Source organism: Butyrivibrio proteoclasticus B316, assembly GCF_000145035.1.
Taxonomy (GTDB): Bacteria; Bacillota; Clostridia; order Lachnospirales; family Lachnospiraceae; genus Butyrivibrio; species Butyrivibrio proteoclasticus.
Genome location: NC_014387.1, coordinates 1,838,114 through 1,863,330, shown reverse-complemented (window position 1 = coordinate 1,863,330; position 25,217 = coordinate 1,838,114). Strand labels below are relative to the sequence as shown.

The 25,217-nt window shown below is 38.9% G+C and carries 20 protein-coding genes; 12 read left to right on the top strand and 8 right to left on the bottom strand.

Going from position 1 to position 25,217, the window contains the following annotated elements; translation table 11 throughout:
* Positions 1–11: 11 nt before the first annotated feature.
* Positions 12–1,607 (top strand): CotH kinase family protein, encoded by a 1,596-nt coding sequence (locus tag BPR_RS07695; RefSeq protein ID WP_013280905.1) that lies wholly within the window; start codon positions 12–14, stop codon positions 1,605–1,607.
* Between the two features lie 136 nt (positions 1,608–1,743).
* Here BPR_RS07695 and BPR_RS07690 read toward each other — a convergent pair whose 3' ends face one another.
* The 3 genes from BPR_RS07690 to fsa form a co-directional block, all read right to left on the bottom strand.
* Positions 1,744–2,886 (bottom strand): glycosyl hydrolase family 8, encoded by a 1,143-nt coding sequence (locus BPR_RS07690; RefSeq protein WP_013280904.1) that lies wholly within the window; start codon positions 2,884–2,886, stop codon positions 1,744–1,746.
* 28 nt (positions 2,887–2,914) lie between these two features.
* The gene (locus BPR_RS07685; protein WP_013280903.1) at positions 2,915–4,141 is read right to left on the bottom strand and encodes an acyltransferase family protein; all 1,227 of its coding nucleotides are present in this window, start codon (positions 4,139–4,141) and stop codon (positions 2,915–2,917) included.
* A gap of 255 nt (positions 4,142–4,396) precedes the next feature.
* Positions 4,397–5,050 (bottom strand): fructose-6-phosphate aldolase, encoded by a 654-nt coding sequence (fsa, locus tag BPR_RS07680; protein WP_013280902.1) that lies wholly within the window; start codon positions 5,048–5,050, stop codon positions 4,397–4,399.
* A 203-nt stretch (positions 5,051–5,253) separates the two neighbouring features.
* Between fsa and BPR_RS07675 the strand changes: the two genes are divergently transcribed.
* The 5 genes from BPR_RS07675 to BPR_RS07655 all read left to right on the top strand — a co-directional run bounded on the left by BPR_RS07675 (position 5,254) and on the right by BPR_RS07655 (position 9,700).
* Positions 5,254–6,810 carry a sodium:solute symporter family protein gene (locus BPR_RS07675; protein WP_013280901.1) on the top strand — a complete coding sequence of 519 codons (1,557 nt, stop codon included), beginning with the start codon at positions 5,254–5,256 and terminating at the stop codon, positions 6,808–6,810.
* Between the two features lie 19 nt (positions 6,811–6,829).
* Positions 6,830–7,300 (top strand): GNAT family N-acetyltransferase, encoded by a 471-nt coding sequence (locus BPR_RS07670; RefSeq protein WP_013280900.1) that lies wholly within the window; start codon positions 6,830–6,832, stop codon positions 7,298–7,300.
* A gap of 209 nt (positions 7,301–7,509) precedes the next feature.
* Positions 7,510–8,040: a hypothetical protein gene (locus tag BPR_RS07665; protein ID WP_013280899.1), complete on the top strand. Its 531-nt coding sequence runs from the start codon at positions 7,510–7,512 to the stop codon at positions 8,038–8,040.
* Positions 8,041–8,042: 2 nt separating this feature from the next.
* Positions 8,043–9,170: a DUF6765 family protein gene (locus BPR_RS07660; RefSeq protein ID WP_013280898.1), complete on the top strand. Its 1,128-nt coding sequence runs from the start codon at positions 8,043–8,045 to the stop codon at positions 9,168–9,170.
* Positions 9,167–9,700, top strand: coding sequence for a DUF308 domain-containing protein (locus BPR_RS07655; RefSeq protein WP_013280897.1), 534 nt, complete (start codon positions 9,167–9,169; stop codon positions 9,698–9,700). Before BPR_RS07660 ends, BPR_RS07655 begins: the two co-directional genes overlap by 4 nt.
* Positions 9,701–9,708: 8 nt before the next feature.
* Here BPR_RS07655 and BPR_RS07650 read toward each other — a convergent pair whose 3' ends face one another.
* The 4 genes from BPR_RS07650 to iorA all read right to left on the bottom strand — a co-directional run bounded on the left by BPR_RS07650 (position 9,709) and on the right by iorA (position 13,907).
* Positions 9,709–10,143, bottom strand: a complete 435-nt coding sequence (locus BPR_RS07650) for an ACT domain-containing protein (RefSeq protein WP_013280896.1) — start codon at positions 10,141–10,143, stop codon at positions 9,709–9,711.
* Between the two features lie 69 nt (positions 10,144–10,212).
* Complete coding sequence (locus BPR_RS07645) at positions 10,213–11,514, bottom strand: phenylacetate--CoA ligase family protein (protein ID WP_013280895.1); 1,302 nt, start codon at positions 11,512–11,514, stop codon at positions 10,213–10,215.
* 57 nt (positions 11,515–11,571) lie between these two features.
* The gene (locus tag BPR_RS07640; protein WP_013280894.1) at positions 11,572–12,147 is read right to left on the bottom strand and encodes an indolepyruvate oxidoreductase subunit beta; all 576 of its coding nucleotides are present in this window, start codon (positions 12,145–12,147) and stop codon (positions 11,572–11,574) included.
* Between the two features lie 5 nt (positions 12,148–12,152).
* Complete coding sequence (gene iorA / locus BPR_RS07635; protein WP_013280893.1) at positions 12,153–13,907, bottom strand: indolepyruvate ferredoxin oxidoreductase subunit alpha; 1,755 nt, start codon at positions 13,905–13,907, stop codon at positions 12,153–12,155.
* A gap of 251 nt (positions 13,908–14,158) precedes the next feature.
* On the opposite strand from iorA, the gene BPR_RS07630 reads away from it, so the two are divergent.
* The 6 genes from BPR_RS07630 to BPR_RS07605 all read left to right on the top strand — a co-directional run bounded on the left by BPR_RS07630 (position 14,159) and on the right by BPR_RS07605 (position 24,814).
* On the top strand, positions 14,159–15,793 hold the full coding sequence (locus BPR_RS07630) for a class I adenylate-forming enzyme family protein (protein WP_013280892.1): 1,635 nt from the start codon (positions 14,159–14,161) through the stop codon (positions 15,791–15,793).
* 415 nt (positions 15,794–16,208) lie between these two features.
* Positions 16,209–18,686 carry a glycoside hydrolase family 9 protein gene (locus BPR_RS21030; RefSeq protein WP_013280891.1) on the top strand — a complete coding sequence of 826 codons (2,478 nt, stop codon included), beginning with the start codon at positions 16,209–16,211 and terminating at the stop codon, positions 18,684–18,686.
* A gap of 102 nt (positions 18,687–18,788) precedes the next feature.
* Entirely contained in the window at positions 18,789–20,639 is a 1,851-nt protein-coding gene (locus BPR_RS07620; protein ID WP_013280890.1) for a cellulase family glycosylhydrolase, read from the top strand.
* 184 nt (positions 20,640–20,823) lie between these two features.
* Positions 20,824–21,261, top strand: a complete 438-nt coding sequence (locus BPR_RS07615) for a dUTP diphosphatase (RefSeq protein ID WP_013280889.1) — start codon at positions 20,824–20,826, stop codon at positions 21,259–21,261.
* A gap of 174 nt (positions 21,262–21,435) precedes the next feature.
* Positions 21,436–22,917, top strand: a complete 1,482-nt coding sequence (gene gltX / locus BPR_RS07610) for a glutamate--tRNA ligase (protein WP_013280888.1) — start codon at positions 21,436–21,438, stop codon at positions 22,915–22,917.
* A gap of 22 nt (positions 22,918–22,939) precedes the next feature.
* Positions 22,940–24,814 carry an ATP-dependent helicase gene (locus BPR_RS07605; protein ID WP_143754276.1) on the top strand — a complete coding sequence of 625 codons (1,875 nt, stop codon included), beginning with the start codon at positions 22,940–22,942 and terminating at the stop codon, positions 24,812–24,814.
* Here the strand turns inward: BPR_RS07605 and BPR_RS07600 are convergent.
* Positions 24,745–25,107, bottom strand: a complete 363-nt coding sequence (locus tag BPR_RS07600; protein WP_013280886.1) for a DUF1292 domain-containing protein — start codon at positions 25,105–25,107, stop codon at positions 24,745–24,747. The genes BPR_RS07605 and BPR_RS07600 overlap by 70 nt on opposite strands.
* Positions 25,108–25,217: the final 110 nt, after the last annotated feature.

Here is a 25,217-nt window from a genome sequence, read left to right as displayed (position 1 = left end):
GGAAGACTCTTATGAGTAGGAACAGATTAACATGCGTTTGCATCGTTATATTGTCGCTTTTGGTTGGTATTGGTTTATATTCGTATCATCAAGAAGTTAATAAGGTTGAGAACTCAAGTCATTTTGAACATGTGGACAGGCTCCGTGAAGGAGCTGACCCTGGGCTTGGATTTGATGAATTTCCAAATGGAGATTATTCGGTAGATGAGAGCTTTACAAGTCACCTTCCTCTTGTTGTCATAGATCTTGGGAACGATGAAATTCCCTCATCATACTACTATGATGCCAGCGAAGAACGCTTTATTTTGAAGGATAACGTTGATCCATATATTAACGCAAATATTAGTATTATAAATAATGACGATAATATAAATCATCTTGGAGATGAACCTGAACTTGAATCACTTATGAAGATCAAGTACAGAGGAAACTCATCAATTCTTTATGATAAGCATCAGTACAGGTTTAAGCTTCTTGATGAAGATGGAAATCCTCGTAAATTAAATGTCCTTGGAATGGGTGAAGACTCAGAATGGATCATCAACATTTCCATGATTGATGAGTCACTTCTTAGAAACTATATGTGTTATTCCATTGCCGGTGAGTTTATGCCATATACTCCTGATGTACGTTTCTGTGAGGTTGTTATTAAAAAGGATACCGGATATGAGTATCAGGGACTATACCTTATGATGGAACCTGTACAACAGGGCAAGAACAGAGTTGAGATAAATAAGTATAATCCCAAAAATGACTTTACAAGTTACATAGTCAGAAGAGACAGATTTGATGAAGAGGGAATAATGCTTGATACCTTTGCTACACAAAATCAGTTGTGTTATGGGTATCTTGATCTTAAGTATCCATCAGGTGATGACGTTTCGGATAAGGTAATAGATTATGTTACTGATGATATCAGTAAAGTAGAAAAGATTCTTTTTTCCGATGATGAAGAAACCTTCCTGGAATATCCTCAGTATATAGATGTAGATTCATTTGTAGATTATTTTATCTTTAATGAATTCTTCACTAACTATGATGCAGGTAATAACTCAACATATCTATATAAGAACGATAGAGGTAAGCTCTGTATAGGACCGATTTGGGATTACGACAATATAGCAGATAATATTTCTGCATATTTGCTCGACCCTGAAGTTATAAGTTTTGAGGGACAGACCTGGTTTCCACAGCTTCTTCAATCTGAGGATTTCTGCAGAAAACTTGAAAAGAGATATACTGAACTTAGAAACAGTTATTTCTCAGACGAATATATTAATTCATTTGTAGATGATACTATATCTTATCTTGGCAACGCCAGACTTCGTGACTGGTCCAGATGGAATGAGCAATATACCGGTGGCAGATTTCAGCTTATTAAAGATAGATATGAAGTGACTGTAGATAGAAACTTTAATGACTACGATGATGTTTCGCAAAGACTTAAGGACATTCTTAATGAGCATGGAAGCTATATTTTACCGGAACTTCACAAATTGACTGTAGAATGCAGATACAAGGACGCTTATCGTATTCACTATGAGTATGCAGCTCTGTTTATGATAGTGTTCCTGTCTGCGGTAACGATAGCCAGACGAAAAGTATAAGAAAAATATATAATAATATGAAATGCCTCCAATAGTTCGACACATAGCCGTACTATTGGAGGCATTTTTTCTGATCATATTAAAAATGATCAAGTTATATTACAAGAAATAATAAAATGTAGATGTGATATTTCCATTAGTATATTCTGTAATTTCCGGAAAGAGCAAGGAGCGCAAACATATACAGACAGTTATCGTAATATCTTCTGACACCTTTTCTGAGTGGTTGATTCCAGAACCACTTTACCCATCTTGAGGCAATCTCCATTTCTTCATCTGTGCGTGCTGTAAGTGCACCCTGAGCAATAGTGGACAAAAGTCCAAGAGGGTGGAGCACAGGTCTGTCTGTCGGAGTACCATCAACCTTGTATTCGCATCTTACAGCTTCAAGGTCGGTTCCAAAGAAGTTCATCATGCGAAGAGGAACAGAAAAATGTCCGTGGTCATCAGAAAACCATACACTATCAAGGCCTATGTTAGCTGCAGTTCTGTAGGCATCACTAAAGAAATTACCGTAATATCCCCAAGGAAGTTCTTTGTCCATTGGTGTTCCGTCAAAGTTGGCATATTCAGCACTTAATCCAGTGTCTTTATGACAAGCGCTAACAAGATAATCACGGCTTACTTGAGCAGCTTTTTTGAAAAAGCTTCTGTCTTCTTCATTGGCCCAAAGGGCAAATAGCTCGTAAAAGTGCGGGAGATGATAGGATGGATCTGTATGTGGGCTTCCGGGAACAAATAATATCTGGTAATTATCCCTGTTCCACATAGGTTCACCGATACGTCCGTTTTCACCTTTGTGTATGCAGGCACTTAGAATATTACGAGCCTCTTTACTATATTCAAAGATCCCAAAGCCATCACCCCATCTGTGAGAAGCAAAGAAAAGAGCCATTGCGTAGAATTCTTCTCCGTCAGGAGCAGGGCCGTAGGCATTTTTGGTTCCATCAACCTGACAGGACCAGGCAAAGTAGCCTTCATTTTCTCCTTCATCCATAAACATATATGTTTTGGACCATTTCCAAATGCGGTCAAATTCTTCCTTCATATCAAGCTGAACGCACATCATCATACCGTAGGACATACCTTCAGTACGTGCGTCATTATTACCTGTATCGCACAGATATCCCATATCATTACCTGTTTCGTGATAAATACGCTCGTTATCATCGAAAAAGAAAGTCTGAACAGCCTTTTTAATTCTGTTATCTATTTCTTCCTGAGAAATACCGATTTCTTTTAAAAGATTTCTGTAGTTTCCTGTTTCATAAGCACCCATGTTAAATCCCCTTTATTGCGCGATTTTCTTAAGCAGTTTTATTAGCCTGGGTATTGTCTTTTTTGTTAACAATATTGGTGAGGTTTATATCAACAAGCTTGTATTTACTCTTTTTACCAAGAATAAGGTTGTGAATGTTCTGCAGAAGTATTGCTGATGGAACGCCAAGAGCGAATACTACAAGAACATATACGATGACGTATTTGATGTGGTGAGGAGACCTTACACCGCCGTCAAACTGCCATCCAAAGAGTTCTACAAATAATCCGTGGATAAGATAGAACTCAAGAGTGATAGTTCCCATAAACTTAAGGAATTTGTTGCCAATCTTAACTTTCATACCCATGAGCAGCCAGCACATTACAAACCAGGTGCAAAGGATAGAGTGGCCAAGAAGAGTGATTCTTCTGTTCATAATTATTACATTCTGTGGAAGCCAGCCTTCACCATAGTATCCGAACATATTTCCAAGCATCCTGGAACCTATGCGAATAGGATAGTATGCTGCAAGGAATACAATAAGAAAGGCCCAGTAATACTTCTGAACAAATGGAATGATCTTGTTCTCAAATTTAGCAAAAATAATACCTACAGGGAAAAGAATAGCGCAGTTGTACCACCACTCACCTCTGATCCAGAAATCATTGTGGTTGATCCTTGTTCCAAGAAGCATGTATCCGATTACCAGAGCAGTTGTTGCCGCTACAGCAAGCCCATCCTTTTTGATGAATCTAAATGATACATAGAAAAAGAGATAGAAGAATGGAAGAACAATTACATACCAGGTATTTGGATTACAAAGTTTGATGCTGGTAAGGTACAAGATAACCTGCATAGCATCCATTTTTTCGCCTATAAGAAGTCTTGCAACAAAGAAGATAAGCGTTGTTGAATAAAGAGCAAGAATTACAGGTAAAATACGTTTTTTGAAATAACCATTAAGGTAATTTTCTTTGGAATGGAAGCTCTTATAAACACCATATCCATTAAAAAATAAAAATACAGAAACAAGTAAGAAGCCCATATCTACAAAAATATCAAGACCGTGGACGATTCGGCTCTGAGGCTGAATCCAAGAAGCACAGGTTTTCTGTGCAATGTGGTGGAGCATAATACAGATGGCTAAAAAGCCTTGAAAAGCCTTGGTCTGCTCAAGAGAAAGGCCGTCATTAAAATTTTTACCCTTGGAAAACTTAGCTCCCCATAACAAAATAATAGGTAAAATTACGTAGACTGAATAAATTAAGTTTTTCATACATACCTCCATAAGTACATTTTTAATTGATAAATATAAATAATTCTCAGCCATAAAATTATTCATTTTATCCAATAACCCCACATAAATACTACCTTTTTGTGTATATATTTACTACGCATTTGTTTCTATTTAATTGTCATAAATTGCGAAAAAGAAAAGGAAAATAATAAAAGACAATAAAAAAGTTACCCTTTATCTTAGTGAAAAAGGGTAACATTTTTTGATAGTTAGAAATATATTTACAAATACTATTTACTCACCAAATACTGCAAGATAGTCTTTCTGGAACTTCTCGATACCAGCATCTGTAAGAGGATGATGAGTCATCTGCTCAATTACCTTGTAAGGAACTGTAGCGATGTCAGCACCTGCAAGAGCGCAATCTGTAACGTGCATAGGGTTACGGATTGAAGCAGCGATGATCTCTGTATCAATGCCATGAATGTTGAAGATTTCAGCAACTTCTGTAATAAGGTCTGTTCCACGGACGCTGATATCATCAAGTCTTCCAAGGAATGGGCTAACGTAAGCAGCACCTGCTCTTGCGCAAAGAAGAGCCTGGTTAGCTGTGAAGATAAGAGTCATGTTAACCTTGATGCCTTCGCTTGAAAGAACCTTACAAGCCTTAAGACCTTCGATTGTCATAGGAATCTTAACTACCATGTTCTTGTGAAGCTTGGCAATTTCACGACCCTCAGCAATCATTCCTTCAGCATCTGTTGTTGTAGCCTTAACCTCACCTGAGATAGGACCATCTACGATAGAAGCGATCTCTTTAACTACTTCGTAAACGTCTCTGCCTTCCTTGGCAATAAGTGATGGGTTAGTAGTTACACCGCAAATAACCCCCATGTCATTTGCTTTTCTGATTTCTTCAATATTGGCTGTGTCAACGAATAATTTCATACCTAATACTCCTTTTATTTTATGTAAATAAACAACAGATTTATAATATCACGATAATATTTTCATTTGTTATCTATTTTTGCTTATTTTTGACTATTTAATGCTACGAAATAAGTAAAGAGCATTGACTAACATGATTTAAAGCGTTAAAGTATTAAAGACAGCTATTTTAAATAACGTATGGGGAATAATTGGAGGGTACTATGATCATCAAAATTCTTTTGCTTCTTGTTTTCTTTGCAACTATGTTGGCTATCGGCTTTATCTGCAGGAAGAATTCTACTGATGTTAATGGCTTTGTTCTTGGCGGTAGATCTGTTGGGCCGTGGGTTACAGCTTTTGCTTACGGAACGTCTTATTTTTCAGCGGTTATTTTTGTTGGATATGCAGGTCAGTTTGGCTGGAAATATGGAATAGCAGCCACGTGGGTTGGAATAGGAAACGCGCTTATCGGTTCACTCCTTGCATGGAGAATCCTGGGAAGAAGAACGAGGATCATGACTCAGCACCTTAATTCTGCAACTATGCCTCAGTTTTTTGCAGCGAGATTTGGCGGAAATTCACTCAAGATTGCAGCTTCTGTTATTACATTTATATTCCTTATTCCTTATACAGCTTCTCTTTATAACGGACTTTCAAGGCTTTTTGGAATGGCCTTTAATATTGATTACTCAGTATGCGTTATCGTTATGGCTGTACTGACAGGTATCTATGTTATAGCAGGCGGATACATGGCAACAGCTATAAATGATTTTATTCAGGGTATACTAATGCTTGTTGGCATTAGTGCGGTTGTTTTATCAGTCCTTGGAAGTAAAGGCGGATTTATTGCTTCACTTGATGGACTTGCGCGTATTTCAGATGAAACAGTATCAACAACTCCTGGAATATTTGCTTCATTCTTTGGACCGGATCCACTTAACCTTCTTGGCGTAGTTATCTTAACATCTCTCGGAACATGGGGACTTCCACAGATGGTTCAGAAATTCTATGCGATCAAGAGTGAGAAATCAATCTCAAAGGGAACTATAGTATCAACAATGTTTGCTTTTATTGTTGCAGGCGGATGCTATTTCCTTGGCGGATTTGGAAGACTATTTTCAGACAGAGTAGACATTGCTGCCGGCGGCTATGACAGTATTATTCCTGCTATGCTATCAGGACTTCCAGATATACTTATTGCAATTGTAGTAGTTCTTGTTCTATCTGCTTCCATGTCAACTTTGTCATCACTTGTTCTTACAAGCAGTTCAACACTTACACTGGACCTCTTAAAGGGACATGTTGTAAAAGATATGAATGAAAAAAAGCAGCTTTTTATCATGAGATTTTTGATTGTCGTATTTGTAGCTATTTCTGTGATCATAGCAATTGTACAGTATAAGCAGAATGTTACATTTATCGCTCAGCTTATGGGCGTTTCATGGGGTGCACTTGCAGGGGCTTTCCTTGCACCTTTCTTATATGGACTTTACTGGAAGGGTACTTCCAAGGCAGGTGTTTGGTGCAGCTTTGTCTTTTCTACTGTTGTGATGCTTGCCAATATGCTTGTTCGCAGTAGTTTCCCGGCTCTTTTACAGTCACCCATTAATGCCGGCGCATTCTGTATGCTTGCGGGACTTGTCATTGTTCCTGTTGTTTCTGTATTTACCAAAAAGCCTGATAAGAAGCTGGTGAACAGTGCATTTGCGTGCTATGATAAAGAAGTTATGGTTCATCAGAGTGTATCCCTTTCTGATGAAGGAGAGGGAGTAGCTTGATAATTTCTGGGAGGAGTATATGAATATCAGAAGAGCAAGACTTACGGATACAGAGAAAATTTTAGAACTACTGGGGCAGGTCCTTGAACTGCATGCTCATATAAGACCTGATATTTTTATCTCCGGAACGACCAAGTATACTCATGATGAGTTAAAAGAGATTATTAGTGATGATAACAGACCTATTTATGTAGCTGTTGATGAAAATGATGAGGTTATGGGCTATGCCTTTTGCATTATTAAAAAGCAGCCTTTCTCTACCAATATGGTTCCTTTTACTTCTTTGTTCATTGATGATCTGTGCGTTGATCAGCATTTTAGAGACAGACATGTCGGCACAAGACTCTTTGAATACGTCAAGAGAGAGGCAAAACGCCTTGGATGCTATGAAATTAGTCTTAATGTCTGGGAGGGTAATGATAGTGCCAGACGTTTTTATGACAAAATGGGTATGAGAATTAAAGAGACACAGATGGAGTTCATTTTATGAACTCCTTTTTTTATGATATAGTAAATTTCTCCGAAATTCCTATATCATAAAAAACGCTCCGCTATGGATGCGCACTCGCGCGATAGGTAAATGTTGCATAAATGCAACCGCGCTCGGCGCGAGCATGTTGCAAGCAACATGCTTTCTTGTTGTGATATAATTAATGTGTTATCGTAATCTAGTTTAAAAGGTCATATATAGGAGCATATATGGACGACGAGATCAGAGCACAGCTAAGAAAATATAATTCTAATATTTCTATAAGCGGAGTATTCATAATCCTTTATTCCCTTTGGATTGCTATCAAATTTTATTTATCAATTGCTTTTGGACCTGAAAGCTTTAGAGATTACTTTGAAATGAGCGAGAGCGAATATCAGGAAGCTCGTTTTATACTTATATTTGTTTTTGGCTTTTTTTTATTTATTGCTATTTTATTTCATGTGCGGATTGGTCTTGGCGGAATTCGCTTTGGGCAACTATATGCTAATTCATCCAGCACTCTTTTAGGAAAGCAGGGTAAGATTAAAAAGAAGGGATTTATAATATGGGCCATTATTTATTTTGTGCTCACAGTTATGAGTCTTCCCTCTGATTTTATCGGCCTTAGAGATATAGACACTATAGATACGGCAATAGCAACGCTTATTCTTGACATTACACTTTCTTTTCTACTATTTGACATGATCTATTCGGCATATAAAGTCATAAAGATCAATAATCAGCTGAAAGAAGGATAATTATGCAGGAAGATTTTCATTATTATGCCACATATTGCGCTGCAATCATATCAGGATATGAGCATGAACAGGCTCTTGATATAGCCTATAGTGCTCAGCTCGTGGATCTTTGTTCCAAAACCTTTTTGAACAGGATAAAAGCTCCTCACATTGCTGCTACAACTCAGCTACAGTTGGAGATGATGGATGCTCGTACTGACGTCATTGGTTTGCAGGAGATAACAAGGATATGGGCTTCGTTTCATTTTTTACCATATGATCTGTATGCGCAAAAAGAACACAGAACCAAGAGATATATGATGAGATACAGGCTGATTTGCAGACCTAATGGGGATTTAGTTGTTAAAACAGTTGAGCTTGCCAAAAACAGGCCTCTTCAATCTGTTGGTATAGCCATGCACGTTCTTGCTGATACCTGGGCGCACATGAATTTTGCGGGAACACCATCACTTGTGATCAACAATACTACGGCAGAGTTTACAGAATTTGTGCAAGCTGATGAGGGAGAAAAAGAGGTAGAACGCAAGATAAAATTCAGGCATAATCCATCTGCTCCTGACGATCTTGAAAAGGGAATATTTACGAATAGTCTTTTTCAGGGGAATGAACATTCTGTTATGAATCTTGGACATGGGAGAGCAGGACATCTTCCGGACTATTCCTACATGAAGTATAGATATGTACCGGCCTGGAATGACTATAAGGATATCATCAAAGACAATCCATCTGATTACATGATGGCCTTTACTCAGATGATAACAGCTCTTAAGTACCTGAATGGGAAAATAGAGAGATTTGAAAAGGAAACTTACGATTATGATGCAATAGAAGAATATAGGGATAGAATTGACGATATACTTAGAAAAAGACAGCACAATGCTTGCGATGACTGGAAGAAATTCGGAGAAGAACTTTCGGGAAAAGAGATACCGGATTTTGATCTTGAAAAATATGTTGATGAATTTGTCAGATCGAATAAACGAAACAGAAATAATACATTTCTTGCTAAATTTATAATGGGTGCCATTGCCCATAAAGGCATGGTTACTAATGAAATATTTAAATCCGGGAACTTACTTGCGGGATTTACCAAAGAAATCAGGATTCCAAGAAAAGAGGAGACTGCATGACGCGTTTTCAAAAAATAACTACATTGTCGATGGCTCTTTTGTCTATTTCTCTGGCAATTATTTTGATATTATATCCTGAAATGGGCTATGTATTCATTCTGTTAATAATTTCTATAGCGTTTCTTGCTGCCGGAATAAAAGGCCTTTATAACTATTTTACGTTGTCGAGATTTATGGTTGGAGGGAAAAGGTCTCTTTATCAAGGAATCTTTTTGCTTGATATAGGTATATTTACAAGTACTTTATATGATCTTCCAAAGACCTATATTTTGATATACCTTGCGCTGATTCATGGATTTTCAGGGCTTGTAGAAGTTCTTAGAGTTAATGAAACGAGAAAATACGGGGCAAAGACCTGGAAGCTAAAGCTTTCACATGGAATCATTGATATAGCTCTTGCGATAGCATGTTTTGCTTTTAGTTCCAGACCTGCCACCCTTGTATTTATATATTGCTTTGGACTTATTTATTCTGCACTTGGCAAGATAATATCTGTTTTCAGAAAGAATACATTTATTTATATTCAGTAGGAACGTTATCAGATATTTGCAATGTCTTCCTGTGTGAGAAGCTTAAGTCCCTTGCCTGCAAGCTTTGCCTCTGCAGCTTTAGTGTCACCTACGCGGAAAATCATATATGCGTGACCTAAAGTACCTCTTCCGGGAAAGGCATACATGTATTCTATATTTACTTCTGCCTCTGCAAATACTTCGAGAAGTTTATCCAGTCCGCCTGCTTCATCTGGTATTTCTATAGCAAGAACAGGAGTGAGGCTTGCAACAAAGTCATTATCTTTTAATGTGTTTACTGCTTCTAATGCGTCGTCAACAATGATCCTGGCAATTCCAAAGTCTTTAGTCTCTGCAAGCGAAGTGGCACGCATATCAATATTATTCTTTGCCATTACACTTGTGAGCTTTTTGAGAGTTCCAGGCTTGTTTTCCAGAAAAACTGATATTTGTTTAATACTCATTGTTTTCTCCCTTTTGTATAAACCGAATAGTATATTTGCCGGCTTTTGATGGATGTATTTCCACTTTCATTATATCTTACGTTTATCAATTACGCGAATAGCTTTGCCTTCGCTTCTTGCAATTGACTTAGGGGCAAGAAGAGATATTCTGACCTTTATTCCAAGCATGGAATGCATGTCAGCAGCAAGCTTTTTCTGGCGTTCCTCTATTTCTCCTACATTATCAGTGAACATCTCAGGTGTCATTTCAACCTGAACATCTAAAGAGTCGGTGTTGTTCTGACGATCGACGACGATTTGATAATTTGCAGGATAACCATTATTGATAAGAACAGTTTCAATCTGACTTGGAAATACATTAACGCCTCTGACTATAAGCATGTCATCTGAACGTCCCATAGGCTTGGCCATTTTGATGAATGTTCTTCCACAGGAACACTTGCCTCTGGAAAGCTTACAAATATCGCGAGTTCTGTAGCGGAGCATTGGAAAAGCTTTTTTGTCTATTGCAGTAAACACAAGCTCGCCCTGTGATCCTTCAGGAAGAACTTCTTCTGTTTCAGGGTCTATTATTTCGGCAATGAAATGATCTTCGTTGATATGCATGCCATCCTGAGCCGAACATTCAAAAGCAACACCGGGACCGGATAATTCGGTGAGTCCGTAGATATCAAAAGCTTTTATTCCAAGAGTGTTCTGAATTTCTGTACGCATTTCTTCACTCCAGGCTTCTGCACCAAAAATTCCAGCCTTTAACGGAATGTCTTCAGGCTTATAGCCTTCTTCCTTGTATCTTTCAGAAAGGTAAGCAGCATAGCTTGGAGTACAGCATAGGATAGTAGCCTGCAGGTCCTGGATAAACATCATCTGTCTGTCAGTGTTTCCGGAACTTATAGGGACAGTAAGACATCCTACTTTATGAGAGCCACCGTTTAGGCCGGCACCACCTGTGAACAAGCCGAATCCGTAGGCTATCTGACATACGTCCTCATTACTTCCGCCTGCTGCTACAATTGCTCTTGCACAGCAATCTTCCCATAAATCAATATCTTCCTGAGTATAAAAAGCTACAACTCTTTTTCCGGTTGTTCCGGAGGTGGAATGAATACGCACACAGTCCTTCATAGGGACACCGAGAAGACCTGTGGGATATGCATCCCTTAAATCTTTTTTGGAGAGAAAGGGAAGCTTGTGAAGATCATCTATAGATTTGATGTCATCTGGTGTTATACCTTTTTCTTCCATTTTTTTGCGATAATATGGAACATTGTCCCAAACGTGTTTTACCTGCTCTACAAGTTTTTGACTCTGTATTTCGCGAAGCTTTTCTTCGGATGCTGTTTCTATATCCTGTTGATAATATTTTTCCATGATATTCTCCCGGCAAACTTTTCCCATAAATGTTCGTTAGTTATTGGTAAATAAGTATTAAGCGTGATTTTTTCCAAGCTCAAAAGCCTTTTTGTTCATTTCAAGGAATTTGGATGGAACATTGGCTTCTAGTGATTTCATCCATGCTTCTTCCGGAAGGTCAAAGTAGTGAGAGAGTCTTCCGAGAAGGACAATATTAACAGCTTTTGCTGAACCGGCTTCCGTAGCCAGTGACAAGCAGTCGAGCGCATCGACTTTAGCGCCGCTTTCCTTTAATTTATTTATAAGCTTTTTAGGATATTCAGCAGCACCTGTGATAACAGGCATTGGATCTATCTGCTGAGTATTTGTGACAATCTGTCCATCTTTTTTGAGAAATGGAAGCCATCTGGCTGCTTCGAGAGCTTCAAAAGAAACAATGAAGTCAGCTTCGCCTTTATCTATAACAGGAGAGTAGACCTTATCACCATATCTTACGTATGTGACAACGCTGCCTCCTCTTTGACTCATTCCATGAACTTCAGATACTTTGACATCATATCCCTGATTAAGCAAAAGATGTCCAAGTAATTTACTGGCAAGAAGAGACCCCTGTCCTCCAACGCCAACGATCATAATATTCTTAGTTTCCATATTGATCAAGCCTTCCTTTCCGGAGACTCAAATGCTCCTACTGGACAAAGCTGGCTACAAACATTGCAGCCTACGCAAAGAGTCGTATCGATATTTGCCTTGCCATTTTTCATAGAAATAGCAGGACAGCCAATTCTCATGCAGGATTTGCAGCCTACGCACTTATCAGTATTTACCTTAAGAGGAGGATTGTGCTTAACATATTTAAGAAGAGCGCAAGGCCTTCTGGAAATGATTACAGAAGGAGCATTGGCTGCTAATTCCTCTTTGAGAACTTTGTCGCATTCTTCAAGATTATATGGATCAACAACTCTTACTCGTTCAAAGCCCATAGCTCTGCACAGAGCTTCAAGATCGATCTTTCCGGCAGGATCGCCCTTAATGTTATAGCCTGTTGTCGGGTTCTGCTGATGTCCTGTCATTCCGGTAATAGAGTTATCAACGATTATGATAGTTGAATTAGACTGGTTATATGCAACATTTGCAAGCCCGGTCATACCTGAGTGCATGAATGTAGAATCGCCTATAACAGCTACAGTTTTATGTTCACTTTCTGCGCCTCTTACCTTGTTAAAACCATGAAGTGCTCCAATTGATGCCCCCATGCAAAGTGTCATCTCTATTGCTCCGAGTGGAGGAACTGCGCCAAGAGTGTAGCAACCGATATCGCCAAGAACAGTACAGTTATTCTTTTTGAGAGTGTAGAACAACCCTCTGTGAGGACAGCCTGCGCACATTACAGGCGGTCTGTTTGGTATATTTTCTTCGAGGGCAAAAGAGTCTGCTGTCTCCAAGCCAAAAGCTTTTGCTATGAGTGTTTGAGAAAACTCATCACATATTGGAAGTAGGTCTTTGCCTGTTACTTTCAGTCCAAGAGCTTTAACATGGTTTTCAATAATTGGATCAAGTTCTTCTACAACGTAGAGTTTTTCAACTTTGGCTGCAAAATCCCTGATGAGTTTTTCAGGTAGAGGATTGGTCATGCCAAGCTTTAATACACTTACGTTTTCGCCAAATACTTCTTTTACATACTGATAGGATGTAGAGCAGGTGATAATACCTATTTTGGTATCACCCATTTCAACTCTGTTAAGAGGACAGTTTTCAGCGTAAGCTATCAGATCTTTTGTACGCTGTTCAACTATCGGGTGACGCTTTTTGGCATTACCCGGCATCATGACATATTTAGCTATGTTTTTCTCATAAGGTTTATCGGGAACGATTCTTTCACCGGTCTCAACAATTGACTGTGAATGAGCAACTCTTGTACACATTTTGAGAAGGACAGGAGTGTCGAACTTTTCTGAGATTTCATATGCAAGCTTAGTATATTCAAGTGCTTCTGCAGAATCTGAAGGCTCAATCATAGGCACTTTGGCTGCAATTGCATGATGTCTTGAATCCTGTTCATTTTGAGATGAATGCATTCCTGCATCATCGGCAACAACAATAACAAGGCCTGCATTGACACCTGTGTATGACATTGTATAAAGAGGATCTGCTGCAACGTTAAGACCAACGTGCTTCTGAGCACAAAAGGCTCTTCGACCGGCGAGAGAAGCACCAAAAGCAGATTCCATAGCTACCTTCTCATTGGGCGCCCACTCGCAGTATATTTCATCATATTTAGCAGCTTCTTCAGTTACCTCGGTACTGGGAGTTCCGGGATAACTTGAGATAAAACAGACTCCGGCTTCGAAAAGCCCGCGGGCAACTGCCTTATTGCCAAGCATGAGCTGCTTACAGTTATCAAAACTCATTAATATTTCCTCCTACCAACCTTTTTTACGTACACACTTATATTTTAATTCCGAAATTAGCAAACCACAAAATATGTTTGCGATTTAAAGTGCTAAAGTGATACTTATACTAGAATAATAAAATTATCAAACAAAATCAAGATATAATAATCATTTATTGTTGTGTTGTGAATATAGTTTGACCTTTCTTTAATAATTGTATATACTATACTTTAGTACTTTAAAGCGTACAAGAGGGAGATTACAATAAAATGCCGATTACAGATTTACTTGAAAGGAATAGTAAACTATATGGGGATGAGGTTGCTCTTGTTGAGATCAACCCCGAGATAAAGGAAGAACAGAGGGTTACCTGGAAAGAATATGAGCTTATTCAACCAACTTCAAGTTCATACTACAGAAGGCAGATAACCTGGTCTGTATTTGACGAAAAGGCAAACAGAGTTGCCAACATGCTTATGGACAGAGGAATAAAGAAAGGGCAGAAATGTGCGATCTTGCTGATGAACTGCCTTGAATGGCTGCCTATCTATTTTGGTATTCTAAAATCAGGAGCCATAGCTGTTCCTCTTAATTTCAGATTTGATTCAGAAGAAATTGATTATTGCTTAAAAGCTTCTGATTCCGAGGTTTTGTTCTATGGACCTGAATTTATAGGACGTATTGAGAACATCGCAGAAAAGCTAAAAAAAGAAATGCTTCTTTTTTATGTTGGGGATCAGTGCCCGCCATTTGCAGAAGATTATTACAGGCAGGTTTCCAATGCTTCATCTATAGCTCCGAGAGTGCTTATTGAAGACAGCGATGATGCAGCTATTTATTTTTCTTCCGGTACTACGGGCTTTCCAAAGGCTATCTTGCATATTCATACTGCTCTTATGCAGTCTGCCAAGATGGAAGCAATGCATCATGAAACTACTCACAGCGACTGCTTTTTATGCATTCCTCCTCTTTATCATACTGGAGCCAAGATGCACTGGTTTGGTTCTCTTTATACAGGTAGCAGAGCAGTTCTTTTAAAAGGAAATTCACCTGAATCAATTTTCAGGGCTGTTTCGGAAGAGCATTGCACGATAGTCTGGCTTCTTGTTCCATGGGCACAGGATATTCTGGCTGCTCTTGACAGCGGGAAAATTAAAATAGAAGATTACAAGCTCTCACAATGGAGATTGATGCACATTGGTGCGCAGCCTATTCCACCAAGCCTTGTAAGACACTGGCTTGAGTATTTTCCTCATCATAAATATGACACTAACTATGGTCTTTCTGAGTCTACAGGCCCTGGCTGTGTTCACCTTGGTATGGAGAATGTTCATAAAGTTGGCGCAATCGGTGTTCCCGGATATGGCTGGAAAACCAAGATAGTTGATGAAGATGGAAATCCTGTTTCACAGGGAGAAATTGGAGAGCTCTGCGTAAAAGGCCCGGGTGTTATGGTCTGCTATTACAAGAATCAGGAAGCAACAGATGAAATACTCAAAAATGGATGGCTCTTTACAGGTGACATGGCCAGACAGGACGAGGATGGTTTTATTTTCCTGGTCGATCGTAAAAAAGACGTAATAATTTCCGGAGGTGAGAACCTGTATCCTGTCCAGATTGAGAATTTCCTTATGAAAAATGACAAGATACATGATGCAGCAGTAATTGGACTATCTGATCCAAGACTTGGGGAGATTGCTGCAGCAATAATCCAGGTAAAAGAGGGCATGACTCTGACAGAAGATGAGGTTGAAGCCTTCTGTGTAGACCTTCCGAGATATAAGAGACCAAGGAAGATCATCTTTGATAATGTCATCAGAAATGCCACAGGCAAGATAGATAAGCCAAAGCTGCGTCAAAAGTACTGTGGAGACCATTTGGTAGAGAAACAGAATCAGGCATAAAACTATAATTTAATTAATTAGGCAACATTGCATATTTACAACGAAAATTGGTTTAAAAAGGATATCAGTTTACGAAAACTGATATCCTTTTTTCGTTGATAATATATCGCTACTTAATAAGAAAAAGTGTTAAGTAAAATGTAACAAAAATTAAAAATCAGTTAAAAATATATTAAAAAACATTTACAATCTAAAACGTTTAAGCTAATATAAATGTAGAAATTTACTGACAATTACAAGAGATGTTTGCAAAAATAGCAAAAATGTAAAAGCTTTCAGAATACTACGAATATTGTAACAATTCTGTAACTGCCTGTTTATCATCATTTCGCGGAAACTCAAAGTAGATTTTTATGATATCTAGCGCGCAGATATCGTTTAAATAATTAAACTATATAAGGAGGGAATGTGTTTTATGCATAAAGTTACTAAAGCTTTTTGCAAAAAAGCATTGGTAAGTTCATTATCAGCATTTATGGTGATTGGAGGACTTAGTTTTCCGTCAGTCAGCGTAAAGGCAGCTGGTAATTATAATTATGGGGATGCGCTGGCTAAATCATTGTTATTCTATCAGCTTCAGGAATCAGGTAAGCTTTCAGAGGAAACCTTATCAAGAACAAACTGGAGAGCAGATTCTGGTCTTAAGGATGGACAGGACAATGGACTTGATCTTACCGGTGGATGGTACGATGCAGGTGACAATGTTAAGTTCAATCTTCCTATGGCTTATTCTTCAATGGTACTTGGATGGTCATACCTCAACAACCCTGAAGCATATGCTAAATCAGGACAGACAAAATGGATGCTTCATGACATCAAGTGGGCTAATGACTACTTTGTAAAGTGTAATCCTGATTCAAGAACTTATTATTATCAGGTAGGTGATGGTGGCAAGGATCATGGATTCTGGGGTGCGCCTGAGCTTGTTGAAGCTAAAATGGACAGACCTTCATTTAAGGTTGATGACACATCTGCAGGCGGTGGTTCATGCGTAACTGGTGAAGCCGCAGCATCATTGGCAGTTGCATCTTTAGTATTAAAGGACAGTGATCCTTCAAGAAGTGCTGAGTATCTTGCACATGCCAAGACATTGTATGGCATGGCTGAGAGAGCAAAATCAGATGCAGGTTACACAGCAGCAAGCGGATTCTATACATCTTACAGTGGATTCTATGATGAGCTTTCACTTGCAGGCTGCTGGTTATACAAAGCTACTGGAGATAAGACTTATCTTGAAAAAGCAGAACAGTATGCCGAGAATTTTGGAACAGAGTTCCAGGGCGGCACAGAAATGGCTTACTCATGGACAATGTCTTGGGATGACACACACATGGGTGCTTGCCTTCTTCTTGCAGAACTTACAGGAAAAGATAAATACTATACACCAATCGAGAACAGTATTGATTGCTGGAATGGTAAACTTAAGGGATCAAATCCTGTAACAATTACTCCTGGTGGACTTTCATTCCTTAGTGAATGGGGAAGCGTACGTTATGCTTGTAACCAGGCTTTCATCGATACTATTTATTTAGGACTTGAGAAGGCTGACAGACAGCACATTGAGGGCGCTAACGCTTATATTGAGAGAACTATCAATTATACACTTGGAAGCAATGGTCAGAATTTCATGGTTGGCTACAACTCACAGTCACCTAAGAATCCTCACCACAGAGCTGCTCATGGTTGCTGGTCAAATAACTTAAATGCAGAGCCTGAGAATTCAAGACATACACTTGTTGGTGCTATCGTTGGCGGACCTGGTTCAGCTAATGATTCTTACAAGGATGTTCGTTCAGATTATCAGGCAAACGAAGTTGCTTGCGATTACAATGCTGGATTCACAGGTGCATGTGCTTATCTTTATGAGAAGAATGGATTTGGCGCTGTTACAACACCATCAGCTATCGAGAACACAGACGGAAAAGAGTTTGTTCTTAGAGCCGGCATCAATGCTCAGGATAAGAATAACAAGATCAACTTTGTAGAGATCAAGGCTGTTATTGAGAACCATACAGCTTGGCCTGCAAGAGTAACAGATAACTTAACACTTCGTATGTTCTTTGACCTTAGTGATGTTTTGGCACAGGGCTACAGTGCTTCTGATATGAAGATTTCTACTACATATATGCAGCACAAGGTTAATATTTCTGAGTTTAAGAAGTCAGATAAAGATGGAATCTACTATGTAGATGTTAACCTTGCCGGTGCTCAGATCTATCCTGGCGGACAGAGTGAGTGTAAGTGCGAGCTTCAGATCAGATTCACAGCTCCTGGTAAGTGGGATTATTCAAACAGCCCTTGCGTAAAGGGACTTGGCGGAACAAGCAACAATCAGATGACTACACCTGATGGTATGCAGTTGTTTGAAGGTTCTACACTTGTTCTTGGTGAAGGCTTTGTTGCTCCTGATCCAGTTGTTATCGTAGATCCAGATCCAACACCAGTAGATCCAGATCCGACACCAGTAGATCCAGATCCGACACCGGTAGATCCAGACCCAACACCAGTAGATCCAGATCCAACACCGGTTGATCCAGATCCAACACCGGTTGACCCGGATCCAACACCGGTTGACCCGGATCCAACACCAGTTGTTACTGGCGAAGTTACTGCTGAGTATACACTTAATAACTGGGGTTCAGGTTATCAGGTTCTCATCAAGGTTAAGAATGATTCAGCATCAAGGATTAATTCCTGGACACTTAAGGTTAATAAGAATGATGTAGGAATTGACTCAAGCTGGTGCGTAAACGTCGACGAAGATTCTAACTACTATATTATTACTCCAATGTCATGGAATGCTTCTCTTGAACCAGGCGGTTCAACTGAATTTGGTATTCAGGGATCAAGCCATATTGGAAATACAGTAGAGATCATTGCTGAAGGCAAGTAATTTTAAGACATGAGAATTTTAAGCTAATTATATCAGAGCCAAGCATGAGTTTTTTCACTTGGCTCTGATTTTTCCTAAAAGTTTTTTGGAGGAGTTTTATAGATGCGAAAAAGTATAAAAAGCTTTTGCAGTAAGGCACTTATAGGTACACTTTCAGCTGTACTTGTTGCAGGTTCTGGTTTGACTACTCTTGATGTATATGCTGCAAATACACAGGTAAATGCCTCTTTTGAAACAAATTTAACAACTGAATATACCATTAATAACTGGGGCTCAGGCTATCAGGTTCTTATTAAAGTTAAAAATGCTACAACTAAACGTGCAGATAACTGGGCATTAAAGGTTAATAAAAATGATGTTTCAATAGATTCTAGCTGGAACGTAAAAATAACAGAAAATGGAAACTATTACGAGATAAGTCCTATGGAGTGGAATAAGACTATAGAACCCGGACAGGCAGTAGAATTTGGAATCCAAGGCTCAGGTCATGTTGGAAACAGTATAGAAATATTGACAAGTGGCAGTATAAGTGGTGGCGGAGAGGTTGTAGATCCTGATCCAACACCGGTTGACCCGGATCCAACTCCTGTAGACCCAGATCCGACGCCGGTTGATCCTGACCCGACACCGGTAGATCCGGATCCAACACCTGTAGATCCAACACCAACACCTGATCCTCATCAGGGAGATGCAGTTACAGGTGATGACTGGCTTCATGCAAAGGGCGGCAGAATATATGACAAATATGGACATGAGGTTTATTTAACAGGTGCCAACTGGTTTGGTTTTAACTGCTCAGAGAGAGTATTTCATGGTCTTTGGAGTGCCAATATGACAGATGTTGTAGAAGGCATGGCAGATCATGGTATTAACCTTGTTCGAGTACCAATTTCTACTGAACTTCTTTTTGAATGGAAGTCTGGCAAAAACGTCAAAGTAAATATTAACTCATATGCCAATCCTGAACTTAAAAGAGCTGATGGCTCTGATATGGGATCAAGAGAAGTATTTGATGTTTTCCTTGCATTATGTAAAGAAAACGGTATCAAGGTTATGATGGACTGCCATAGTGCAGATGCCAATAATTCAGGCCATAATTATAACGTATGGTATGGTCCAAATGGCTTTACTACACAGGACTGGATCGATGGATGGACATGGTTTGTAAATGAATACAAGAACGATGATACGATCATTGCCTGCGATCTTAAGAATGAGCCTCACGGTAAGTTCTCCCAGTCTGAAAAAGTTTCAGCCAAGTGGGATAACTCAACAGATGAGAATAACTGGAGATATGCAGCAAGCCGCTGTGGCAAGGCAATTCTTGCAATCAATCCTAACCTTCTTATCATGGTAGAAGGCATTGAGGAAACACCAAGACCGGGATTTGACTATAATTCAGGAACCCAGGATCCAAATGCAACAGAGGATCAGCTCAAATACTATGGCGACTGGTGGGGAGGAAATTTAAGACTTGCAGGGGACCTTCCTGTAGACCTTGGAGCATATCAGAGTCAGCTTGTTTATTCACCACATGACTATGGCCCACTTGTATATGAGCAGTCATGGTTTAAAAAAGATTTTTCTGAAAAGACACTTCTTGCTGATGTTTGGTATGACAACTGGTTCTATCTTCAGGATCAGCAGATAGCTCCTATTCTAATCGGTGAATGGGGCGGATTTATGGATGGTGGAAGCAATGAGAAGTACCTTAATATAATGGCTAATTTCATTGCCAAGAACAAAATCAATCATACTTTCTGGTGCATCAACCCCAACTCCGGTGACACAGGCGGACTTCTTGAAGGAGACTGGGTTACATGGGATGCTGCCAAGTATAATATGATGAAAAAGACTCTTTGGTCTGATTCAAAGACTGGCAGATTTGTCGGACTTGACCATGAGATTCCTCTTGGATCAAAGGGCGAGACAGTAACAGAGTTCTACAGATAATTTAATAGAAGAAAAACTAAGAAGATTTTCTGTTATCATGAGGATTTTGGTGCAGAAAATCTTCTTAATTGTGTCAAAAAAGTATCAGGTAAAATGTTTTTATATTTTATACTATGAAGATATAAATATTTTTAGCTCTTTTGTGTTAATATAGAAAATACATATTAAAACAATGGGGAAAGAAATGAAAAGAGAAGTAAAAATCAAATATTTTAACGACAAAATTGAGAAGCTTCAGTATATAGACGGTAAATCTGACTGGATTGACCTTAGAAGTGCTGAAGATATTGATCTTAAGCAGGGAGAATTTAAGCTTATTCCTCTCGGAGTAGCAATGGAGATTCCTGAAGGCTATGAAGCTCATGTTGTTCCAAGGAGCTCTACCTTTAAGAATTTTGGAGTTATCCAGGCTAATAGTATGGGGATAATTGATCATTCCTACTGTGGAGATAACGATCAGTGGTTCATGCCTGTTATTGCAATGAGAGATACTCATATTGGCTTTAATGATCGTATCTGCCAGTTTAGGATCATGGAGAATCAGCCCCACATTGATTTTGAAGAGTGCGAGCATCTTACAGGCGCTGACAGAGGCGGATTTGGATCTACAGGAACCAAATAAATCTAAGCATTTTTTGAGTCATTATTTTTGTGGCTTGTTTTTGACACTATCTCATTATTGTGATATAAGTAGAGATTGTGTCTGATGATACATTCAAGTTATTTTTTTACTATAATTGGTGTCATGAATTCTTTTGACATCAGCATCATATAATAATTATTTAGGAGATTTGAAATGAAGATTCGTACCAGGTATGCACCAAGTCCAACAGGACGTATGCATGTAGGAAATTTGAGAACAGCTCTTTATGCTTATCTTATTTCTAAGCATGAGGGAGGAGATTATATCCTTAGAATTGAGGATACTGACCAGGAGCGTTTTGTTGAGGGTGCTACTGAGATCATATATCAGACTCTCAAGGATACAGGACTTGTTCATGACGAAGGTCCTGACATCGGCGGCCCTGTTGGTCCTTATGTTCAGAGCGAGAGACAGAAAGCCGGCATCTATATGCAGTATGCCAAGGAACTTGTAGAAAAAGGCGAGGCTTATTACTGTTTCTGCGATGAGGAGAGACTTGCTACTCTTGTACAGGAGATAGATGATGGCAATGGCGGCAAGAAACAGATCAGTGTATATGACAAGCACTGCCTCCATTTGTCTAAAGAGGAAGTTGAGAAGAATCTTGCAGAGGGTAAGCCATTCGTTATCAGACAGAATAATCCTACTGATGGAACAACTACATTCCATGATGAGCTCTATGGCGATGTAACTGTTGAGAACAAAGAGCTTGATGACATGATCCTTATCAAGTCAGACGGCTATCCGACATACAATTTTGCAAACGTTGTTGATGATCATCTTATGGGTATCACTCATGTTGTTCGTGGTAATGAGTATATTTCATCATCACCTAAATACAACAGACTGTACGATGCATTTGGATGGGAAGTTCCCAAGTATATTCACTGCCCACTTATCACAGATGAAGAGCATCACAAGCTTTCTAAGAGAAGCGGACATTCATCATTCGAGGATCTTATTGATCAGGGCTTTATTGCAGAAGCAGTTGTTAACTTTGTTGCACTTCTTGGCTGGTCACCTGATGATAACCAGGAAATCATGAGCCTTGAAGACCTTATTAAGAAGTTTGACTATACACGTATCAATAAATCACCGGCTGTTTTTGATTTCACCAAGCTTAAATGGATGAACGGTGAGTATTTAAAGGCTATGGACGAGGATAAGTTCTTTGAGATGGCTAAACCTTATCTTGATAAGGCTATCACTAATCCAAATCTTAAGGCTGACGAGAGCAAGATGCGCAAGATCGCAGCTATGGTCAAGACCAGGATTGAGATATTCCCTGATATCGAAGGAATGGTTGATTTCTTCAATGAGCTTCCTGATTATGATACAGCTATTTTTGCTCATAAGAAGATGAAGACAAATGAGGAGACATCACTTGCTGTACTTAAAGAAGTACTTCCACTTCTTGAGGCACATGATGATTATACAAACGATTCACTGTTTGCTCTTTTATCAGATTATATCAAGGGTCACGAGTACAAGAACGGATATGTTCTCTGGCCTGTAAGAATTGCTGTATGCGGCAAGGAGATGACTCCATGTGGAGCTACTGAACTCATGGAAGTAATCGGTAAGGACGAGACAATATCTCGTATTAAGAAGAGTATTGCACTTCTTGAGAAATAATATAAAAGGTAATGCCGCTCAAATGGAGGCTATACTCCATAAAGATGGCCCTGCAATGGTACTTGCAGGGCCAGGGAGCGGCAAAACTTTTGTTATAGTTGAAAGACTAAGACATTTGATTGAAGAATGTTCAGTAGATCCTTCATCAGTTTTAGTCATTACTTTTACTAAAGCTGCAGCTATTGAAATGCAGCACAGATTCTATAAGATCACTGATTCTCTTTATCCTGAAGTGTGTTTTGGCACATTTCATTCTGTTTTTTATCAGATAATTCGTCAATCGAATCCATCTAATAAATTTAAAATAGCAAGTGAGAAAGATAAGTACCGATTTGTCAAGGACATCATATTAAAGCTTTCTTCAATTCATAATATAGATAAACAGGAAAGTCTTGATGCCATAGAAATGATAGGGGATATCATATCCGAAATTTCGAGAATTAAAAACACAGGAGCAAAGGCGGGGGAGCACCTCCAAAATATACCTTTTTCCAATTATTTCGAAGAAATATTCAGAGAATATAATTCCCTTTTGACGGAATTTGGCATGGTTGATTTTGATGATATGATCCTGAAATGCTATGAACTTCTAAAAAGAGATAAGAGATTACTTGATACCTGGAGCAGAAGATTTGAGTATGTTCTGATTGATGAATATCAGGATATAAATCTTATGCAGTACAAAGTTGTAAGATTGTTGTGTGCTACTAATAATCTTTTTGTTGTTGGAGATGATGATCAGTCTATATATGGCTTTAGAGGATCAGATCCCGGGATAATGCAGAAGTTTACAGCAGAATTTGAGGGGCTCGATCCAAAGATTATTAATCTCAATGTGAATTATAGATGCGCAAAAAGAATATTATACGCATCGAATATGTTGATTAAAGATAATAAGATCAGATTAAATAAGGCTTTAATGCCTAATGAAGGAAGCCCTGACGGATTTGTTTATCCCAGAAGATACATTGATAAAAGGCAGCAAAGCGCAGCTATAATAAGATTTTTGTCTGATAACATGGACAAACTTGATTCTATAGCATTTATATTCAGGACAAATTCTGAAGCCTTGGCTCTTGCGGACCTGTGCAAGCAGTACGGAATACCAACAAACCTTGATGATCACGCAGTTTCTTTTGTTGAAGCTCAGGGTGTCAGGCTTTGCGAGAATTACCTCAAATTTGTGTATGAGGGAAAGAAGAGAGAATATTTCCTGAAGATAATGAATAATCCTAACAGATACATTAGCAGGAACGCCCTTTCAAATGACACTTTATGTGAGGCGGATCTCATTAAGTATTACAGGGGGAATTACGACAGAATAAAAGAAATTGAGAAGCTTTTCAGGCAATTAAATATGCTTGGACATATGAGGCCCTCTCTTTCTATCAGGTTTCTTAGAAAAGAAGTTGGGATAGATAAGATGTTTCCTAAAGATATGGCTGCTTTGGACGAATTATCTGAGCTTTCTGTGAAAATTGCGGATAATAAGACGTTTCTAAAGGAACTTGATAAAATCAGGGAAAACAGTATTGGTGAGAAAAAAGCTAAATCGGGAAATAAAGGGAAATGCGTAAAACTAATGACTATGCACGGTTCAAAGGGGCTCGAATTTGACATCGTGTGGCTGCCCGGACTTAACGAAGGCATAATCCCCAGCAGAAGCTGTGTAACAAATGAGCAGATAGAAGAAGAGCGCCGAATGCTCTATGTCGGTATGACCAGGGCAAAATCAGCGCTCATAATGTCTTATCTGACCGGAAATAAAGAAAATCCAATGATGCCCACAAGGTTTCTAAGACCTATCAGACATTTATGGGAGGGTGATCATTCTTCACCATCAAGTCCTTCTTCGGGAAGTTCTACAAGCTCATCGAACTCAACATCATCAAGATAAAGATCAAAAGCCTCTGATACAGCCTCATACTCAGCATCATCGCTGATATAGCCAAGTTCAGGCTCCTTATCAGATCCATCCCAGATAAATTCATAGAACCATACGTTTCCATCATGGTTTTGACCATTTTTATCAAGAGGTAAAAGAACTATGTAATCTTTATCATTAACAGTAAGCACGATCATAATGGCGCAGTTGACGATTTCTCCATGATCAAGCTCGATTTCAACTGTTTCCTGTTCACCGTTCTCTATTCTGGTGTTCATTTCGGTTGCAACCTTGGAAAATTCCATATTATAAGCCTCCTATCGGGAATATGTTCCTGTATATGTCGATTATAGCATAGTTTATTAGCATATAAAGCTTTTTTGTGGTAAAATATTACGGCATATGTGAAAGATTG

Bases quoted from the DNA above. Each gene is read 5' to 3' on its own strand.
- BPR_RS07695 (WP_013280905.1), top strand. From the start codon at position 12: ATGAGTAGGAACAGATTAACATGCGTTTGCATCGTTATATTGTCGCTT.
- BPR_RS07690 (WP_013280904.1), bottom strand. From the start codon at position 2,886: ATGGGTGCTTATGAAACAGGAAACTACAGAAATCTTTTAAAAGAAATC.
- BPR_RS07685 (WP_013280903.1), bottom strand. From the start codon at position 4,141: ATGAAAAACTTAATTTATTCAGTCTACGTAATTTTACCTATTATTTTG.
- fsa (WP_013280902.1), bottom strand. From the start codon at position 5,050: ATGAAATTATTCGTTGACACAGCCAATATTGAAGAAATCAGAAAAGCA.
- BPR_RS07675 (WP_013280901.1), top strand. From the start codon at position 5,254: ATGATCATCAAAATTCTTTTGCTTCTTGTTTTCTTTGCAACTATGTTG.
- BPR_RS07670 (WP_013280900.1), top strand. From the start codon at position 6,830: ATGAATATCAGAAGAGCAAGACTTACGGATACAGAGAAAATTTTAGAA.
- BPR_RS07665 (WP_013280899.1), top strand. From the start codon at position 7,510: ATGGACGACGAGATCAGAGCACAGCTAAGAAAATATAATTCTAATATT.
- BPR_RS07660 (WP_013280898.1), top strand. From the start codon at position 8,043: ATGCAGGAAGATTTTCATTATTATGCCACATATTGCGCTGCAATCATA.
- BPR_RS07655 (WP_013280897.1), top strand. From the start codon at position 9,167: ATGACGCGTTTTCAAAAAATAACTACATTGTCGATGGCTCTTTTGTCT.
- BPR_RS07650 (WP_013280896.1), bottom strand. From the start codon at position 10,143: ATGAGTATTAAACAAATATCAGTTTTTCTGGAAAACAAGCCTGGAACT.
- BPR_RS07645 (WP_013280895.1), bottom strand. From the start codon at position 11,514: ATGGAAAAATATTATCAACAGGATATAGAAACAGCATCCGAAGAAAAG.
- BPR_RS07640 (WP_013280894.1), bottom strand. From the start codon at position 12,147: ATGGAAACTAAGAATATTATGATCGTTGGCGTTGGAGGACAGGGGTCT.
- iorA (WP_013280893.1), bottom strand. From the start codon at position 13,907: ATGAGTTTTGATAACTGTAAGCAGCTCATGCTTGGCAATAAGGCAGTT.
- BPR_RS07630 (WP_013280892.1), top strand. From the start codon at position 14,159: ATGCCGATTACAGATTTACTTGAAAGGAATAGTAAACTATATGGGGAT.
- BPR_RS21030 (WP_013280891.1), top strand. From the start codon at position 16,209: ATGCATAAAGTTACTAAAGCTTTTTGCAAAAAAGCATTGGTAAGTTCA.
- BPR_RS07620 (WP_013280890.1), top strand. From the start codon at position 18,789: ATGCGAAAAAGTATAAAAAGCTTTTGCAGTAAGGCACTTATAGGTACA.
- BPR_RS07615 (WP_013280889.1), top strand. From the start codon at position 20,824: ATGAAAAGAGAAGTAAAAATCAAATATTTTAACGACAAAATTGAGAAG.
- gltX (WP_013280888.1), top strand. From the start codon at position 21,436: ATGAAGATTCGTACCAGGTATGCACCAAGTCCAACAGGACGTATGCAT.
- BPR_RS07605 (WP_143754276.1), top strand. From the start codon at position 22,940: ATGGAGGCTATACTCCATAAAGATGGCCCTGCAATGGTACTTGCAGGG.
- BPR_RS07600 (WP_013280886.1), bottom strand. From the start codon at position 25,107: ATGGAATTTTCCAAGGTTGCAACCGAAATGAACACCAGAATAGAGAAC.